Origin of the sequence: Bacillus infantis (genome assembly GCF_050107595.1) — a bacterium.
In the GTDB taxonomy this organism is placed as follows: domain Bacteria; phylum Bacillota; class Bacilli; order Bacillales; family Cytobacillaceae; genus Bacillus_AB; species Bacillus_AB infantis_C.
Map to the genome: position 1 here is coordinate 542,574 of NZ_JBNILH010000001.1, position 18,893 is coordinate 561,466.

Genomic DNA, 18,893 nt, shown 5'->3' on the forward strand with positions numbered 1-18,893 from the left:
AACATTGTTGTTGATTTTGGGCTCATTCGTGTGAAACAGAGTTTCACACGAATGAGCCCAAAATCAACAAGGTACACTAACACAGCCTTTTGAATAAAGAAGGGCGGGATAATGGCAAAAATTCTGTTAATTTTATGGTAGGGACCTGCCAAAATACCTATTTTTCCGCTATACTTAATACAAATGCCTATTAGAAAGGGAATAGTCTTATGGAAATATTTTCTAATGAGTCACTAAGAATTGAATGTGAGGAAGATCAAGTTTATATAACTGTCCTCAAAAAAGGCTATTCTTTAAAAAGACTGGAAAAAGAACTGTTTGATTACCCGAGACTCTCAGTTACAAAATTTATGGTGCTGAAAGAGGCGCTTGAACTGGCGGATTCAGGAAGGAAGCTCATTGGCGAGCTGAAACCCCTGGCAGCTGTAAGCCTTTCCAGGGACAAGATGGAGGCAAGGCTGCGGCTGAATTGCACGGAAGCTTATTTTAAAGAAGAGTTCAAGGATATAGCCGATCAAATATCATTGCAGCTTCAGGAACTTGGGGTTGAACGTACGATTGAGGAGGATGTGCTGAGAAATGTCCCTGTGCAGAATGAAGCTGTCATTGCAGCTGGGCACCCTCCCCAGCATGGGAGCGATGCTGTCGTCTGCTATTATGAGCAGAGCGAAAGGAAGCCAGCCATAAGGGAGGACGGCACCGCCAATTATTTTGATATGAATTTCATTGATGAGGTTCAGGAAGGTGACTGGCTCGGCGAAAAAATCCCTGCAGAAGAAGGGATTTATGGTGAGACGCTGACAGGAGAACCGGTTCCTCCGTTAAAAGGAAAAGATAAAAAACTGCTATATGATAAAAAAACAGTAAAAGAGTGTGAAGAAGACGGTAAAACGGTGCTGAGGGCGTTATGCGATGGTGTTGTTACATTCCAGGGCGGCAGGATTTCTGTAGGTCGCCATCTGGTCATAGAAGGTGATGCAGGCCCTGAAACAGGCAATATCGAGTTTGATGGAAGCATTACAGTCAGGGGTATTGTCAAGGCAGGCTACAGCGTCAATGCTTCACTTGATATTTCTATATTGGGAGAACTAGGCGTCAGCGGGTTTGAAGAGATCGTTTCCAAAAAAGGGGACATTTTCATTAAAGGAGGCGCGTTCGGCCAGGGCTCCGGCAGGATAAGTGCAGGAAAAAACATTTATATTAAGCATTCTAATGAATGCAGCCTGACAGCGGGCGGGGATATTCATATCGGCTACTATTCGATAGGCGGAATTCTGAAAGGAAGAAACATCTTTGCGGATGAAAAAAAGGGAAAGCTGATTGGAGGCGTGATCGAGGCAAAAGGCAGAGTTCAGGCCGGCATCATCGGCAACAGGCTGGAAAGGAAAACCATTATTCAAATTGAAGGATTTGACAGGAATATAGTCAATGAAGAGCTTGAGGCGCTCCTTCTTACATATAGAAAAAAAGCCGCTGAAATGGAAAAGAGCAAAAAGCAGCTTGAAATCTTCGAACAATACATAAATCAGCTGAGCGAAAAACAGCATAAGCAATATGAACAGGCATTAGGTCTTTTTGAGAGGCAGATGGAAGAGATCGCCGTACTGGACCATCAAAGGAAGATATTGATGAGCCTGCTTGAGACGAAGGGAGAAGGGGAAGTATCCATCCTGCAGGTTGCCTATCCGGAAACGCAGCTCCAGATCAAAAGCCAATCAAGAAAGCTGGATACTTCAGTCAGGGGCACCTTCTATGCTGTCAGGAACAACATGCATTTCGAATAGTCCTCATTAATTCTTTTTTTCAAGTTCCATCATCTTCTGGATTAAAATGTGCTGCGGCATATGCATGATTTGCTCTAAAGGAACATTGAGCTTTTCGGCAAGCTTGATTGCCGTTTCGGGAGAAATCTGCAAAGGTTTCATCTCCGTCCCTCCCTTCTGAAAGGTCTGCTGCAACATATTAATTTCCAATAAAAATGCTCACCTGCAAAGAACAGCACCCCGGCAGCGAACGGGGTGCTGTTCTTTTTATGATAAGGCTTTGATCGAAATATTCAGCGCTGCGGGAAAGCCTATAGTATATAATCAATCAGCCTTTTTCGCCTGAATCCTCTCTCTTCTAAAGCGGTCCTGCACCTTATTCCTTTTGCGGTCGCGGTAAAGTATGAAGCCGGCAACAAACCCCAGCCCCAGCAAAAAGAAGAGCAGGCCAGCCAGGAATTGAAGCCATAAATATGGGAAAGGACTTTGGAGAATGCCAAATACCATATCCCTCATCAGTTTAACACCAATGGCAGCAATAAAGCCGGGTATCAATAAAATGACTAATGCAGCGATTCTTATCATATTTTGCCCCTCATAAAAAAAGTCTCTTCATCGGTAATGATAAATTATAGAAGAAATTTGTCAAGCGTGGAGAAAATAATTACAATAGTATTGAAAGATCTTGCAGACTATCAGTGAAGAAATCTTCGTACTAAGAGAGGGATAGCCATGCAGACAGTTTTGATAGTCGGTGCCGGGAAAGGCGGAACGGCCATTTTGCAGCTACTGAGAGAAACCGCGGTCCTTGATGTATCAGCGGTTGTCGATATTAATGACAATGCCCCGGGTATCCTGCTTGCCCGCCTGGAAGGGATTCGGACCGGTCCGGATTGGAGAGAATACATAAAAGATGATCCTGATATCATCATTGAAGTGACAGGAGAAGAGAAGGTTTTTATTGACCTAAGGGAAGCACGTTCGAAAAATACAGTGCTTATACCCGGAAGTGTAGCCTTTCTCATCAGCAAACTTCTCGAGGAGAAAGAAGAGCTTATCGAGGAATTTAAAAATGAAACATATAAGCATGACCTGATTTTCAATTCCACAGATGACGGGATGGTTGTCGTCAACAGGGAAGGCCTGATCATTCTCTTTAACCGCAGCGCCGAAAGGATGACAGGCATCCATGGGGAAAAGGCAATCGGAAAGCACGTTCTTGATGTAATACCTGGCAGCTGCCTTCCGAGGGTATTGGAAACGAAAAGGACAGAGCTTAATCAGGAACTTGTGCTTGCCAACGGGCTGGAAATCATAACCACCAGAATTCCGATGATCGGAGAAAAGGGAGAGCTGATCGGTGCGTTCTCCGTTTTTAAGGATATTACCGAAGTGGTCAATCTGGCCGAAGAAATCACAAACCTGAAAGAAATACAGACCATGCTCCAGGCTATCATCCAGTCAAGCGATGAAGCTATTTCGGTGGTGGACGAAAATGGGAAGGGGCTGCTGATCAATCCAGCCTATACAAGGATCACGGGGCTGACGGAGGAACAGGTAATCGGACAGCCGGCTACGGCGGATATTTCTGAAGGGGAAAGTGTACATATGAAGGTCCTTCAGTCCAGAAGGGCAGTAAGGGGAGCGGCGATGAGGGTCGGCCCGGGCAAAAAAGAAGTGGTTGTTAATGTCGCTCCGGTAATTGTGGACGGCAAGCTGAAGGGAAGCGTCGGTGTCATCCATGATATGTCTGAAATCAAAAGCCTGAACAGGGAGCTTACAAGGGCACGGCAAATTATCCGTACGCTCGAAGCGAAGTATTCGTTTGAGGATATCATCGGCACATCCGAAGAAATGACCTTGGCGATTGAACAGGCCAAGCTGGGGGCTAAAACGCCGGCAACCATTCTTCTCAGAGGAGAGTCCGGTACGGGTAAGGAATTGTTTGCCCATGCCATCCACAATGCAAGCGGGAGAAAATACAATAAATTCATTAGGGTCAATTGTGCGGCTTTATCGGAATCCCTGCTGGAGAGCGAGCTTTTTGGCTACGAGGAGGGTGCCTTTTCAGGTGCCAAGCGGGGAGGAAAGCGCGGCTTGTTTGAAGAGGCCAATAACGGCAGCATCTTCCTCGATGAAATCGGCGAAATGACAGCCAATACACAGGCAAAGCTGCTCAGGGTGCTGCAGGAGAATGAAATCACAAGAGTTGGCGGCACTAAGCCGATTCCGATAAACGTGAGGATCATTGCGGCAACCAATGTTAATCTGGAGAAGGGAATTGCTGCAGGGACTTTCCGGGAGGATTTATATTACCGGATAAACCGGATGCCGATACATATCCCTCCTTTAAGGAATCGGAAACAGGATATTCCCCAGCTCTGCAGCAGGCTGATCCAGAAAATCAACCAGGAATATGGCCGCAATGTGGATAAAGCTTCCGAGGAAACCATTTCAGCACTGATTTCCTATGACTGGCCTGGCAATGTAAGGGAACTGGATAATATTCTCGGCCGCGCCATTATTTTTATGGGCTATCATGAAACAGAAATTGAGGTAAGGCATCTTCCTGAAATGATTCTTAAGCAGCATAGGGCAGAAACGAATGCAAGCTCAGTTCCGGAAGAATATGGCGGCAATGATGCCTCGCTTGCCGAGCTTGTGGAAGGCTTTGAAGCATCTATGATAAAAAGGGCCCTGGAGAAGCATAAGGGCAATAAAACGGCAGCTGCCAAAAGTCTGGGGCTGTCAGTCCGGAATTTGTATTATAAGCTTGAAAAATATAATCTTGCAAATAATAGCATGCAATAATTTTCATAGTGTGAAAGATCCTGCAGGCTCTTTAGTGTGGTGAATAAAGCGTTTTCAGTAAATGTGGGCTGGCACGGTTCTTGCATAATGTAATATTGGTGTCGCAGCATTTGATTAAAGGGGTTGAAAACAAATTGAGGTTGAGCTCGCTCATAGAAAAAGCAGCAGGAAACAGAAAACAGACAGTCGCAGTTGCCGCAGCAGAAGACCATGAAGTAATGGACGCAGTAGCGGAAGCGGCCAAGCGCAATTTGGCTCATTTTAAATTATTCGGCGACGGAGAAGCGATTGAAGAACTGCTCCATGATAACAATCTGGAGATTGAAGCCGGGAAGATAGAAGTCATCCATACAGGAACAGCAGAAGCAGCAGCTGAAATGGCTGTAAGGGCAGTAAGCCAAAAAGAAGCCAGCGTGCTGATGAAAGGCAATCTTTCAACTTCGATTATATTAAAAGCAGTCCTTAATAAAGAATATGGGCTTCGAACGGGCAGTGTCCTTTCCCATGCAGCTGTCTTTGAAGTGCCTGGCTACGACAGGCTCATCATCATTACGGATGCCGCTATGAATATTGCGCCGGATTTGAAGCAAAAAGAGCAAATCATTAATAATACAGTCAAGATTGCGAGAAGTATAGGCATCGACAATCCAAAGGTGGCTCCGATTGCTGCCGTTGAAACGGTCAATCCTGCTATGCAGTCAACTTTGGATGCTGCCGCTCTGGCCATGATGAATAAAAGGGGCCAGATCAAAAATTGCATTGTTGACGGCCCGCTTGCATTGGATAATGCGATTTCGCCAGCGGCAGCCGAGCATAAAGGAATCAGCAGCGATGTGGCAGGAAATGCAGATATACTGCTTGTCCCTGCTATTGAGACTGGCAATGCTTTATATAAATCGCTGATGTATTTCGCAGGCGCGAAGGTCGGAGCAGTCATTGCAGGCGCTAAAGCGCCGATCGTCCTGACATCACGGGCCGATTCGGCAGAAAGCAAGCTGAATTCACTCGCTTTGGCCCTTTGCTCTGCATCATCTTAATTTTTATGAAAAACCGGGGAGGAATATTAAAATGGAATTATTCAAATATATGGAGACTTATGATTATGAGCAGCTTGTATTCTGCCAGGATAAACAATCAGGACTGAAGGCAATCATCGCCATCCATGATACAACCCTTGGACCGGCTCTCGGCGGGACGCGCATGTGGACGTATGAGTCTGAGGAGGCGGCAATTGAAGATGCCCTTCGCCTTGCAAGAGGGATGACGTACAAGAATGCAGCAGCCGGCCTGAATCTGGGCGGGGGCAAAACGGTCATCATCGGAGATCCCCGCAAGGATAAGAATGAGGAGCTGTTCCGTGCGTTCGGACGCTATATCCAAGGGCTGAACGGCCGTTATATTACTGCAGAGGATGTAGGCACAACGGTAGCAGATATGGATATGATCCATGAGGAAACAGATTATGTCACGGGCATATCACCGGCTTTCGGATCTTCCGGGAATCCTTCCCCGGTCACTGCATACGGCGTGTACCGCGGAATGAAGGCAGCTGCAAAAGAAGCTTTCGGCAGCGATTCTCTTGAAGGCAAAGTCATTGCTGTTCAGGGAGTGGGAAATGTTGCATTCAACCTGTGCCGCCATCTGCATGAAGAAGGTGCACAGCTTATTGTGACGGATATCAATAAAGAGGCAGTTCAGCGTGCTGTGGATGAGTTCGGTGCAAAGGCAGTGAATCCGGAAGAAATTTACGGAGTAGAGTGCGATATTTATGCACCATGCGCCCTCGGAGCTGTCATCAATGATTCAACCATTCCTCAGCTGAAGGCGAAGGTCATCGCCGGTGCGGCCAACAACCAGCTTAAGGATACTGCTCACGGCGATCTGATCCATGAAATGGGAATCGTCTATGCTCCTGATTATGTCATCAATGCCGGCGGGGTCATCAATGTAGCTGACGAACTGTACGGATACAATCGCGACAGGGCTATGAAAAAAGTTGAGACTATTTACAACAATATTGAAAAGGTAATCGAAATCGCCAAAAGGGATGCTATCCCTACTTATAAGGCAGCTGACCGTATGGCTGAAGAAAGAATTGAAAGAATGCGGAATTCACGGAGCCAATTCCTTCAGAACGGGCACCACATCCTTAGCAGGCGCTAATCCGCTGGCTGCTGAAACAAGACAACAAGAGCGCTGAATAATTTATTCAGCCTCTTTGATTTTAATGATATAGCTGCAGGTCCTGCGGCTATAATGTAGAAAGAGACCATCTGAATTGGAGGTTTAATCTTGCAGGTACACAACCATCGAATTCTCGTAATCAACCCGGGTTCAACTTCCACGAAAATCGGAGTATTCGATAATGATATATCCATTTTTGAAAAGACGATCCGCCATGATTCCGGGGAAATCAATTCGTTTGAAAAAATCATCGATCAATATGCCTTCAGGAAAAGGACAATCCTCGAAGCGCTGGACACAGAAGGCATGAATATCTCCAAGCTTGATGCCGTCTGCGGGCGCGGCGGCCTTCTGCGGCCGATCGAGGGGGGCACATACAGAGTCAATGAAATGATGCTCCGCGACCTGAGGGAAGGCTATTCAGGCCAGCACGCATCCAATCTCGGCGGGATCATTGCCTTCGAGATAGCGTCAGGCCTGAACATTCCTTCCTATATAGTAGATCCTGTTGTAGTGGACGAGCTTGAAGATATTGCGAGGATTTCAGGATTTGCCCTGATTGAAAGAAAGAGCATCTTCCATGCTCTTAATCAGAAAGCGGTAGCCAGACGGGTCGCTAAAAAGCTGGGCAGAAAATATGAAGATTTAAATCTGATTGTTGCCCATATGGGCGGCGGGATCACTGTAGGCGTCCATAAAATGGGGAGAGTCACTGATGTGAACAATGGGCTTCATGGAGATGGCCCATTCAGCCCGGAAAGGGCAGGCACAGTCCCGGCAGGGGATCTGGTGGACCTTTGTTTCTCAGGGAACTTTTATCGCGATGAAATCATGAAAAAGCTTGTTGGCCAAGGCGGACTTGTCGGTTATTTGGGGACAAACGATGCCGTCGAGGTCGAAAAGATGATTGAAAAGGGCAGTGAAGAAGCAAAGCTGGTCTATTCCGCGATGGCCTATCAGGTTGCCAAGGAAATTGGATCGGCTGGCGCAGCCCTCTCCGGCAGGGTGGATGCCATTATCTTGACAGGCGGACTTGCCTACGGGAAGGAATTTATCAAGGATATAAGCAGCCGGATCAACTGGATAGCGGATGTCATTGTGCAGCCTGGCGAGAACGAGCTTCAGGCATTGGCTGAAGGAGCCCTCAGGGTGCTGCTCGGCGAAGAAGCGGAAAAGAATTATCCTGGCTCGGAAAAAAATAAAGCAACGGTTTAGGAGGAATAGATTTGGCACAAGAATACGACTTAGTCATACTCGGCGGAGGCACAGGGGGCTATGTAGCCGCAATCCGCGCTTCACAGCTCGGCCTTAAGACGGCAGTTGTCGAAAAAGGGAAACTGGGGGGCACTTGTCTCCATAACGGATGCATCCCGAGCAAGGCGCTCCTCAGAAGTGCAGAAGTATATGCCACTGCCCGGAATTCTGAAGAATTCGGCGTTTTGACCGGAGATGTCTCGGTCAACTTCGGCAGGGTGCAGGAAAGGAAAAACAAGATTATCGACCAGCTCCATAAAGGTGTCCAGCACCTGATGAAGCAAGGGAAAATCGATGTTTTCGAAGGTCTTGGCAGAATCCTGGGCCCATCCATTTTTTCTCCTATGCCGGGAACAATTTCAGTTGAAATGAACAATGGCAGCGAGAATGAAATGCTGATTCCAAAAAACGTCATCGTATCAACGGGTTCCCGCCCGCGGACGCTCCCTGGGCTCGAAATTGACGGTACCCAGGTGATGACATCTGACGAAGCACTCGAGATGACCGAAATTCCAAAGTCTATTATTATTGTAGGCGGCGGGGTTATTGGGATCGAGTGGGCTTCCATGCTTTCCGATTTCGGTTCAGAGGTTACAGTCATCGAGTATGCAGACCGCATCATTCCAACAGAAGATAAGGAAATCTCCAAGGAAATGCAGCGGCTGATGAAGAAAAAAGGCGTTAAGTTTGCCGTTGGAGCCAAGGTCCTTCCAGAAACGCTCCAAAAAGGAGAAGAAGTAAGAATTTCTGCTGAAATTAAAGGCGAGCAGAAGGAATTCTCTGCTGAAAAGATCCTCGTTTCTGTGGGCCGCCAGGCTAATACGGAAGGCATTGGCCTGGAAAACACCGACATCCAGCTTGAAAAAGGCTTTATTTCGGTCAATGAATATTTCCAGACAAAAGAATCGCATATTTACGCGATCGGCGATGTAATCGGCGGACTGCAGCTCGCCCATGTGGCTTCCCATGAAGGAATCACTGCAGTAGAGCATATTGCAAATGAAAATCCTTCACCGCTGGATTACAGCCTGATATCCAAATGCATTTACAGCTCCCCGGAAGCAGCGAGCGTCGGGCTTACTGAAGATGAGGCAAAGGAAAAGGGCTATGAAGTTAAGACCGGTAAGTTCTCTTTCCGCGCCATCGGCAAAGCCCTTGTATTCGGGGAATCGGACGGCTTCGTCAAAATCGTCGCTGATAAGGAAACAGATGATATCCTTGGAGTCCATATGATCGGCCCCCATGTCACAGATATGATATCCGAGGCCGGACTGGCAAAAGTGCTGGATGCCACACCATGGGAAGTAGCCCATACCATTCACCCGCACCCAACCCTTTCCGAAGCCATCGGAGAAGCAGCCCTCGCAGTAGACGGCAAAGCTATACATGGCTAGAAAAGCGGAGGCGACTGTACAATAAAGGAACGCAGACTAAGAGCGCCACGTCCTGTGGCAACGTCTGCATGACCCACATCCTGTGGGCCTCAAGCATAAGACGAGCAGGACGGATGGTTGCTCTTTAACCTTCTGGCCGGATTGGCTTATGACGCGAGGGGCTGGCGCCCGGAGCTGGACAAAAGAAAAGCGGAGGCGGCTTGCCCGCTGTATTTCTAACATTATAAGTTTATTAACAACTCAAAAGAGCTTCGCGCTCTTGCTACATATTGAAATTTGAGGAGGCAAACAAATGGCTGAAAATCGTCATAAAGATTTAGGGTTAAGCGATGATAGGGTAATGGAAATGTATGAAACCATGCTGCTGGCCCGCCGGATCGATGAGCGGATGTGGCTTTTAAACCGTGCAGGCAAAATCCCCTTCGTTATTTCCTGCCAGGGACAAGAGGCAGCACAGGTAGGCGCTGCTTTCGCCCTTGACACTGATAAGGATTATGTACTGCCATACTATCGGGATATGGGCGTGGTGCTTACATTCGGAATGACGGCAACAGAGCTGATGCTGTCAGGCTTTGCAAAGGCGGAGGATCCGAACTCAGGGGGCCGCCAGATGCCAGGCCACTTCGGGCAGAAGAAAAACAGAATCGTAACGGGCTCTTCCCCAGTTACAACTCAGGTCCCTCACGCTGTAGGAATTGCCCTTGCTGGAAAGATGGAAGGAAAGGATCTTGTAACCTTCACTACCTTTGGAGAAGGATCCTCTAACCAGGGGGACTTCCATGAAGGTGCAAACTTTGCAGGAGTCCATAAGCTCCCTGTCATTTTCATGTGTGAAAACAACAAATACGCTATTTCTGTCCCGATTGAAAAGCAGCTGGCATGTGAGAATGTTGCCGACCGTGCTGTTGGCTATGGAATGCCTGGCGTGACTGTTGACGGAAATGATCCGCTCGAAGTCTACAAGGCTGTGAAGGAAGCTGCCGACCGCGGCCGCCGCGGAGAAGGCCCTACACTGGTTGAAACAGTGTCATACAGACTGACTCCGCACTCCTCAGATGATGATGACCGCAGCTACCGTGCACCGGATGAAGTGGCTGAAGCAAAGACAAAGGATCCGATCATCACTTTTGGCGCTTATTTGAAGGAAACAGGCCTGATGAATGATGAGCTGGAAAAAGAAATCAATGACCGGGTGATGAAACTGGTTAATGAAGCAACTGAATATGCAGAAAACGCACCGTATGCCGATCCGGAACATGCGATGAAATATGTCTATGCTGAGAAGTAAGGGGGAAGGAAAATGGCTGTAATTTCTTATATTGATGCCGTAACTATGGCAATCCGGGAAGAAATGGAAAGAGATCCAAAAGTATTTGTTCTAGGGGAAGACGTTGGGAAAAAAGGCGGCGTATTTAAAGCGACTCAAGGCTTGTATGAAAAATTTGGCGAGGAGCGCGTAATCGATACCCCGCTTGCTGAATCTGCCATCGCGGGTGTTGGAATTGGTGCAGCGATGTACGGAATGCGCCCGATTGCAGAAATGCAATTTGCTGATTTCATCATGCCTGCCGTTAACCAGATCATTTCGGAAGCTGCCAAAATCAGATACCGTTCAAACAATGACTGGAACTGCCCGATGGTCATCCGTGCCCCATATGGCGGGGGAGTCCATGGTGCCCTCTACCACTCCCAGTCCGTAGAAGCCGTATTTGCCAATCAGCCAGGACTGAAGATTGTCATGCCTTCTACACCGTATGATGTAAAAGGGCTGCTGAAGGCAGCTATCCGTGATGAAGATCCAGTCCTGTTCTTCGAGCATAAGCGGGCATACCGCCTGATTAAGGGAGAAGTCCCTGATGATGATTATGTACTGCCAATCGGCAAAGCAGATGTGAAAAGGGAAGGCGAAGACATCACAGTCATCACTTACGGCCTTTGTGTGCACTTCGCCCTCCAGGCTGCAGAGAGACTTGCGAAGGACGGCATTTCTGCACATATCCTTGATTTGAGGACTGTGTATCCGCTTGACAAAGAAGCAATTATTGAAGCTGCTTCCAAAACGGGAAAAGTGCTTCTCCTTACAGAAGATAATTTAGAAGGAAGCATCATGAGCGAAGTGTCCGCCATTATCGCCGAAAACTGCCTGTTTGAACTGGATGCGCCAATCAAGCGCCTTGCAGGGCCTGATATCCCGGCTATGCCATATGCGCCAACAATGGAAAAATACTTCATGGTCAACCCTGACAAAGTAGAAAAAGCCATGAGAGAACTCGCTGAGTATTAAGAAAAGCGGAGGCGACTGTTCAGGTGCGACAAGCATAAGACGCTCCTGGATAAAAGGCGTTCTTTGCCTTTAATCCAGGAGTGGCTTATGACTCGAGCACCTAGGAGCCGAAGCTGGACAAAAGAAAAGCGGAGGCGACTGTTCAGGTGCGACAAGCATAAGACGCGAAAGAATAAAAGGCGTTCTTTGCTTTTAATCCAGGCATGGCTTATGACTCGAGCACCCAGCGCCAGGAGCTGGACAAGAGAAAAGCGGAGGGCGCTGCCTCAGCAGCGCCGCCCATAAAAATATATATAGCAATGGAGGTTATGCCAATTGGCTATTGAACAAATAAAAATGCCGCAGCTTGGTGAAAGTGTGACAGAGGGCACCATCTCCAAGTGGCTTGTTTCTGTCGGCGATACAGTAAATAAATATGACCCTTTAGCAGAGGTCATGACAGATAAAGTGAATGCAGAAGTCCCATCTTCTTTTACCGGTGTAATCAAAGAACTGATTGCCGGCGAGGGAGACACACTCGCTGTCGGTGAAGTGATTTTGACGATTGAAGTTGAAGGAGGGAACACTGACGAGGCAGCAGGTAAAGAGAATTTTAAGACAGAAGAAAAGGCAGCCCCTTCAGAAACTAAGCTGGAAGACAGCAGTCCATCAAAGGCAAGATACTCGCCTGCAGTGCTAAAGCTTTCCCAGGAGCACGGCATCGACCTGAACCTCGTGAACGGGACAGGTGCAGGAGGCCGCATTACAAGAAAGGATCTCCAGAAGCTGATTGATTCAGGGAATATTCCTCAGGCCGAGGCAAGGCAGGAAGCGCCGGCAGCCTCACAGAAAGCACAAGAGCCTGCTGCACAGCCTCAGGTTCAAGCTGAGCCGGTAGCAAAGCAGCCAGCTGCTGCGCCAAATGTTCCAGTCATGCCTGGTGATATAGAAATTCCGGTAACAGGTGTCCGCAAGGCAATTGCCGCAAATATGCTTCGAAGCAAGCATGAAGCGCCGCATGCGTGGACAATGATGGAAGTGGATGTTACAAATCTTGTCGACTACCGCAACTCCATCAAAAATGAATTCAAAACAAAGGAAGGATTCAACCTGACTTTCTTTGCATTCTTTGTTAAAGCGGTAGCCCAGGCACTTAAGGAATATCCGCAGATTAATTCAATGTGGGCAGGGGACAAGATCATCCAGAAAAAAGATATTAATATCTCCATTGCAGTCGCAACGGACGATGCGCTGTTTGTGCCAGTAATCAAGCATGCTGATGAAAAAACGATCAAAGGCATCGGCCGTGAAATCGCAGAGCTCGCCGGCAAAGTGCGCAGCGGCAAGCTGACTTCAGCAGAAATGCAGGGCGGCACATTCACAGTCAATAATACCGGCTCATTTGGATCTGTCCAGTCAATGGGCATCATCAACTATCCTCAGGCTGCAATCCTGCAGGTTGAATCAATTGTTAAACGCCCGGTCGTCATGAACAATGGCATGATTGCAGTCCGGGATATGGTCAACCTTTGTATGTCGCTGGACCACCGTGTCCTTGATGGCCTTGTGTGCGGACGGTTTCTGCAGAGGGTTAAGGAGATACTTGAGAACACATCAAAAGAAAATACATCTGTCTATTAAGAAGAACGAAATCCGCTGCAGTTTAATCAAGCTGCAGCGTTTTTTAGCTTTATTTGAAAAGGGAGATCGTCCTTTTGTCCTTCATTGCCAGTTGAGCTCTTGTATACTACAATAATATTAGAAAAATAATTTAGAATATTGATGAATTTCAGTTCCTGGGAGGAGGGAAGCTGCTGTCACAAGCAGCGTTCTATGAGTTATCAAGAGATGGAGAAAATATCATTTCCCGAAAAAACGATGGAAGATTGGAAGCGGGCAGCAGAATCCGCTTTAAAAGGAAGGGCGGCAGAATCATTAGACCGGCTTACATATGAAAACATAAAATTGAAACCGCTTTATTCAGCAGAAACTTCGGCACTGGCTCCAATATCGCAATATCCGGGTCAGGAGGATTACCGCCGGGGCATCCACCCGCTGGGCTACAGCAAAAATGACTGGAAAATTGCCCAGAGGATTTCTGGAGAAACTGCAGAAGAACTGAAGCATGAGTTAAAGCGGGCGCTGGAGAAAGGCCAAAATGCTATTGTTCTTCCTGTTGAGAAGCATTTCCTTGAAAGATTCCCGGAAATACTGGATGGAGCTCACAAGGAATTTCCTTTTGCCATTAATGCTGCAGGGAGTCAATCCAGCATGCTTGCTGTTCTGGAAAACCTGCCGCACTCTAAGGACATACACGGTTACATAGGAAAGGACCCGCTGGCTGAAGCGGCATCCAATGGTCTTCCTGCAGGCCAGGCTGTAGAAGGGCTTTATGATGATTGGGCGGTTATGTTGGAGAAAGCGGCTGCTGAAATGCCGAAGCTCAAGACGATTATCGCCGATGCTGTCCCTTATCATAACGGGGGAGCCCATGCTGCGCTGGAAGTCGCAGCTGCAGCCGCTGCAGCGACAGAACATGTGAGCAGACTTCTGGACCGCCATCTTTCCCTTGAGGATATACTTTCAAAATTGGTCTTCAGCTTTGCATCAGGAGGAAACTTTTTTATGGAAATTGCCAAGCTGCGGGCCGCCAGAATTATATGGGGGAAAATCGCAGCAGCCTTTGGAGCTCCAAAAGAACTGCAAAAGATGGTCATTTCGGCAGAAACATCTTATTTTACAAAAACGATGGCAGATCCTTATGTCAATCTGCTTCGGTCAGCAAATGAAGCGTTTGCCGCGGTGATTGGAGGAGTCCAATACCTGCAGGTAAGAGCATTCGATGAAGTTTTGGGAGATTCAGGATCTTTTTCACAGCGGCTTGCCCGCAATATACAGCTGCTTCTCAGAGAAGAGGCGCATCTCCTGAAGGTGGCAGACCCTTCAGGGGGTTCCTGGTATATTGAAAGCCTTACAAATGAACTGGCGGAAGAAGCGTGGAATATCTTCCTTAAAATTGAATCGTTCGGCGGTATGGCTGATGCCCTGGAGCAAGGATGGATCCAGGAACAGACAGGAGAGGTCCTGGAGAAAAAGAAGTATGATGCCGAGACGAGGAAGAAAAGTATAATTGGCACAAATGTATATGCCAATCTTGAGGATAAGCTGCCTGAGAGGGGTAGCCAGTCTAAAAAGGAAGATTCCCTCAGCTGGATAATCAGGCCGCTTCACCAGGAGAGGCTGTCAGTGACATTTGAAACCCTCAGGACAAAGGCCCAGGAATTGGGGCGCGGCGGCGCGCATATGCAGGCAGGGCTGATTTCGCTCGGGGAATTAAAGGAGCATAAAATAAGGTCCGACTTTGCTTCCGGCTTTTTCGCTGCCGGGGGAATCGCTGCCGTACACAGCCCGGGTGTCCATGGCTTTTCTGATGCAGAAGAGCTTCTGGAAAGGGGATATGCCTGCTACTGCATTTGCGGCACCAATCAGCAGTATGAAGCGGCTGGAAAACAGCTGCTAAAAGAATTAAAGGAGAAGTATCCGGATTCGGTTGTTTATCTTGCGGGGCTTCCCGATTCACCGGCGGATGAATGGAGAGAGCTTGGCATTCATGACTTTATTACCGCCAAAAGCAATGTCTGTTCAATTCTTGTAAAGCTACTAGAAGAAACAGAGGTGAAAATGAATGGCTAAAAAACCTGATTTCAAGAGCATCAGTTTGTTCGGCGCAAGCCAGAAAGAACCGGAAAATGACTGGAGGCAGGAGGCAGACAGGCTGGCTGAAGGAGATGCCGGCAGCCTGCGGTTCGAGACCAATGAACATATTGCGATCAAACCGCTGTATACAGAATCAGATATTAAAGGATTGGACCATCTGGATGATAAGCCCGGCCTTCCTCCTTATACCAGGGGCCCTTATGCGACCATGTATGTCAACAGGCCATGGACGGTCCGCCAGTATGCAGGCTTTTCAACGGCAGAAGAAAGCAATCAGTTTTACCGCAGAAACCTGGCAATGGGCCAAAAAGGATTATCGGTTGCCTTTGATCTGGCTACACACCGAGGCTATGATTCTGACCATCCGCGCGTGGTAGGGGATGTTGGAAAAGCGGGGGTGGCCATTGATTCGATCATCGACATGAAGACCCTGTTTGACGGGATTCCGCTTGACCAGATGTCTGTGTCGATGACAATGAACGGCGCTGTCCTGCCTGTCATGGCATTCTTCATCGTGACGGCCGAGGAACAGGGGGTAAGCCAGGAAAAGCTGTCAGGAACAATCCAGAACGATATTCTAAAGGAATATATGGTCCGCAATACATATATCTATCCGCCGGAAATGTCAATGAAGATCATTGCCGACATTTTTGAATACACATCACAATATATGCCAAAGTTCAATTCTATCAGTATTTCAGGCTACCATATGCAGGAGGCGGGGGCGCCTGCAGACATCGAACTTGCCTATACGCTGGCAGACGGGCTTGAATATGTCAGGACCGGTCTGAAGGCCGGAATTGACATTGACTCTTTTGCCCCTCGCCTTTCCTTCTTTTGGGCAATTGGGATGAACTATTTTATGGAAGTGGCCAAAATGCGGGCGGCAAGGTATATCTGGGCTAAAATGATGAAATCCTTCGATCCGGAAAATCCGAAATCGATGGCTTTGCGGACCCATTCCCAAACATCGGGGTGGAGCCTTACAGAGCAGGATCCATTCAACAACGTAACAAGGACGCTGATAGAAGCACATGCAGCTGCAATGGGTCATACCCAGTCACTGCATACGAATGCTTTGGATGAGGCCATTGCCCTTCCGACTGATTTTTCCGCAAGGATTGCCCGCAATACCCAGCTTTACCTGCAGGAAGAGACAGGCATCACAGATGTGATCGACCCATGGGGAGGATCCTACTATGTAGAATCTTTGACCAACGAGCTGATTCAAAAGGCATGGCAGCATATTGAAGAAATTGAGAGCCTTGGAGGAATGGCCAAAGCGATTGAAACCGGTCTTCCGAAAATGAGGATTGAAGAAGCGGCTGCCAGGAGGCAGGCCCAGATTGACAGCAGGAAAGAAACAATCGTCGGAGTGAATAAATACAGGCTTGAAAAAGAAGATCCGATTGACATACTGGATATTGATAATACAGCAGTAAGGCTTAAGCAATTAGATAAGCTTGAAAAACTGAAGAACAACAGGGACAGTGAAAAAGCTGCCGCGGCGCTTGAAGCCCTTGCTAAAGCTGCTGAAACAGGAGATGGGAACCTTTTGGATTTTGCGGTGAAGGCTGCCAGGGCCAGAGCGACTCTCGGGGAGATCTCTTTTGCAATCGAAAAGTCAGCGAGGCGCCATAAAGCAGTCATTCGTTCCATCAGCGGCGTGTATAGTTCAGCTTTTACCAATGAAGAAGAAATTGCCGAGGTGAAGAGCCTTACGGACGGGTTTCTTGAAAATGAAGGAAGGCGCCCGAGGATCCTTATTGCCAAGATGGGCCAGGACGGTCATGACAGGGGAGCGAAGGTAATTGCCACAGCATTTGCTGACCTGGGCTTTGATGTGGACATCGGACCGCTTTTCCAGACCCCGGCCGAAACAGCTCTTCAGGCAGTGGAGAATGATGTTCATGTGATAGGCATGAGCTCACTTGCTGCCGGCCATAAAACACTTCTTCCACAGCTGGTTGAAGAGCTTAAAAAGCTGGGCAGGGAGGATATACTCGTCATAATCGGGGGAGTGATACCAGCTCAGGATTATCAATATTTATACGATAACGGAGCATCAGCCATTTTCGGTCCCGGGACGGTCATTCCTGCCGCTGCCCAAAAGGTCGTGCAGGAGATCTACAGAAAGCTTGGCTATGAGGAAGTGGCTGAATAATGAAGGACAAGAAGCCGAGCTGGCATGATGGCGGTCAGCCTGACCTTTTCTCCACTTCCCTTCGTGAGGGGAAAGAGATGGCCGGCCCCCCGTCTTTTGTGCAGAAGGGCCCGAAATTCAAAAAAAAGAAGGCGGATCATCTGTCGGTGGATGAGCTGAAGAAGGGGATTCTTTCAGGAAACAGGAGCCTCCTGGCAAAAGCGATCACGCTGGTGGAGAGCAATGCAGAGCGTCATTTCAGGCTTGCTCAGGAATTGCTGCAGGAGATTCTTCCCCATACCGGTGATTCCATCAGAATCGGCATTACTGGAGTGCCCGGGGCAGGGAAGAGCACTTTCATTGAAGCGTTCGGGGGCCTTCTGTGCGGTCAAGGGCATTCAGTGGCAGTGCTTGCGGTCGATCCGAGCTCAAGCATCAGCGGCGGAAGCATTCTTGGCGATAAAACGCGGATGGAAAATCTCTCGAGAAATCCCAATGCCTTTATCAGGCCTTCAGCTGCAGGGGGGAAGCTTGGCGGCGTGCACCGGAAAACGCGGGAGACCATGCTTTTGTGCGAGGCGGCAGGCTATGATGTGATCATCGTTGAAACAGTAGGAGTTGGCCAGAGCGAAATCATTGTCAGAGAAATGGTCGATTTCTTTATGCTGCTTGTCCTGACCGGGGCCGGGGATGAACTCCAGGGAATGAAAAAAGGGATCATGGAGATTGCAGATGCCATAATCGTCAATAAAGCAGACGGTGCAAATGAACCCCAGGCATTGAAGACAAGAGAAGAATATTCCCGCATTGTCCATTTTCTCCAGCCGGCTACAAAGGGCTGGGAAACGAAAGCTCATGCCTGCTCTGCCCTGACCGGGAAAGGCATCATGGAAATCTGGGAAGACATTGAGAGTTTTAAGGGCTCTTCCTCCCATTCCGGCGTGTTCAGCCAGAGAAGGCGGGAGCAGACGAAGGAGTGGATAAACAGCATGATATTGGATCAGCTTCAGTATAGCTTCTTCCAGCATCCTGATGTCAGAAACGAGCTGCCGCAAATGGAAAATGAAGTTATATCCGGCGGAAGGACAGTTGCTTCTGCCGTCGAGCATTTATTTGCTCTCTATAAAGAGGCAAGAGAATAAAAAAGGGGCCGGTGTTCAACGGAACACCGGCCATATCTAGGGAGTTTAGGGGTATGGATCTAGCTGTACTGTTATCATTCCCCAATATCTGGCTAATAAACTTTATTTTAGAATTTTATTGGATTATACTGGCGGATTTTATGATTACTTGCCTAAGCAAGCTCTCCTGAGTTGAATGCATTGAAAAGAGCAGCATGAAATTGCTATTATTAGAAGAGATAT

The 18,893-nt window shown here is 48.0% G+C and carries 14 protein-coding genes; 12 read left to right on the forward strand and 2 right to left on the reverse strand.

All coding sequences use genetic code 11. The annotated features are described in order from the left end of the window. Window positions 1-209 precede the first annotated feature (209 nt). A complete protein-coding gene (locus ACQCVH_RS02725; RefSeq protein ID WP_426834327.1) occupies window positions 210-1,784 on the forward strand; it encodes a flagellar assembly protein A in 1,575 nt (524 codons plus the stop codon). 6 nt (window positions 1,785-1,790) lie between these two features. Here the strand turns inward: ACQCVH_RS02725 and ACQCVH_RS02730 are convergent, their stop codons facing one another. Together ACQCVH_RS02730 and ACQCVH_RS02735 are read right to left on the reverse strand one after the other, a co-directional pair. Next, on the reverse strand, window positions 1,791-1,925 hold the full coding sequence (locus tag ACQCVH_RS02730; RefSeq protein WP_009794970.1) for a YycC family protein: 135 nt from the start codon (window positions 1,923-1,925) through the stop codon (window positions 1,791-1,793). A 162-nt stretch (window positions 1,926-2,087) separates the two neighbouring features. Beyond that, window positions 2,088-2,348, reverse strand: a complete 261-nt coding sequence (locus ACQCVH_RS02735; RefSeq protein ID WP_426834328.1) for a DUF2627 domain-containing protein — start codon at window positions 2,346-2,348, stop codon at window positions 2,088-2,090. Between the two features lie 147 nt (window positions 2,349-2,495). Here ACQCVH_RS02735 and ACQCVH_RS02740 point away from each other — a divergent pair, with 147 nt between their 5' ends. From ACQCVH_RS02740 to meaB, 11 genes are all read left to right on the forward strand, one after another. Continuing rightward, the gene (locus ACQCVH_RS02740) at window positions 2,496-4,574 is read left to right on the forward strand and encodes a sigma-54 interaction domain-containing protein (RefSeq protein ID WP_426834329.1); all 2,079 of its coding nucleotides are present in this window, start codon (window positions 2,496-2,498) and stop codon (window positions 4,572-4,574) included. Between the two features lie 134 nt (window positions 4,575-4,708). Beyond that, window positions 4,709-5,611 carry a phosphate butyryltransferase gene (gene yqiS / locus ACQCVH_RS02745; protein ID WP_426834330.1) on the forward strand — a complete coding sequence of 301 codons (903 nt, stop codon included), beginning with the start codon at window positions 4,709-4,711 and terminating at the stop codon, window positions 5,609-5,611. A gap of 31 nt (window positions 5,612-5,642) precedes the next feature. After that, window positions 5,643-6,737 (forward strand): branched-chain amino acid dehydrogenase, encoded by a 1,095-nt coding sequence (gene bcd / locus ACQCVH_RS02750; protein WP_426834331.1) that lies wholly within the window; start codon window positions 5,643-5,645, stop codon window positions 6,735-6,737. A gap of 129 nt (window positions 6,738-6,866) precedes the next feature. After that, the gene (gene buk / locus ACQCVH_RS02755; RefSeq protein ID WP_426834332.1) at window positions 6,867-7,973 is read left to right on the forward strand and encodes a butyrate kinase; all 1,107 of its coding nucleotides are present in this window, start codon (window positions 6,867-6,869) and stop codon (window positions 7,971-7,973) included. An 11-nt stretch (window positions 7,974-7,984) separates the two neighbouring features. Beyond that, window positions 7,985-9,406, forward strand: a complete 1,422-nt coding sequence (gene lpdA / locus ACQCVH_RS02760; protein ID WP_426834333.1) for a dihydrolipoyl dehydrogenase — start codon at window positions 7,985-7,987, stop codon at window positions 9,404-9,406. A gap of 292 nt (window positions 9,407-9,698) precedes the next feature. Then, window positions 9,699-10,694: a thiamine pyrophosphate-dependent dehydrogenase E1 component subunit alpha gene (locus tag ACQCVH_RS02765; protein WP_257991761.1), complete on the forward strand. Its 996-nt coding sequence runs from the start codon at window positions 9,699-9,701 to the stop codon at window positions 10,692-10,694. Window positions 10,695-10,706: 12 nt separating this feature from the next. Continuing rightward, window positions 10,707-11,690 (forward strand): alpha-ketoacid dehydrogenase subunit beta, encoded by a 984-nt coding sequence (locus ACQCVH_RS02770; RefSeq protein WP_224899266.1) that lies wholly within the window; start codon window positions 10,707-10,709, stop codon window positions 11,688-11,690. Window positions 11,691-12,005: 315 nt separating this feature from the next. Continuing rightward, the gene (locus ACQCVH_RS02775) at window positions 12,006-13,310 is read left to right on the forward strand and encodes a dihydrolipoamide acetyltransferase family protein (RefSeq protein WP_426834334.1); all 1,305 of its coding nucleotides are present in this window, start codon (window positions 12,006-12,008) and stop codon (window positions 13,308-13,310) included. 192 nt (window positions 13,311-13,502) lie between these two features. Next, window positions 13,503-15,362: a methylmalonyl-CoA mutase family protein gene (locus tag ACQCVH_RS02780; RefSeq protein ID WP_426834335.1), complete on the forward strand. Its 1,860-nt coding sequence runs from the start codon at window positions 13,503-13,505 to the stop codon at window positions 15,360-15,362. Continuing rightward, window positions 15,355-17,550, forward strand: coding sequence for a methylmalonyl-CoA mutase (gene scpA / locus ACQCVH_RS02785; protein ID WP_426834336.1), 2,196 nt, complete (start codon window positions 15,355-15,357; stop codon window positions 17,548-17,550). Before ACQCVH_RS02780 ends, scpA begins: the two co-directional genes overlap by 8 nt. Further along, on the forward strand, window positions 17,550-18,671 hold the full coding sequence (gene meaB, locus ACQCVH_RS02790) for a methylmalonyl Co-A mutase-associated GTPase MeaB (protein ID WP_426834337.1): 1,122 nt from the start codon (window positions 17,550-17,552) through the stop codon (window positions 18,669-18,671). Before scpA ends, meaB begins: the two co-directional genes overlap by 1 nt. Window positions 18,672-18,893: the final 222 nt, after the last annotated feature.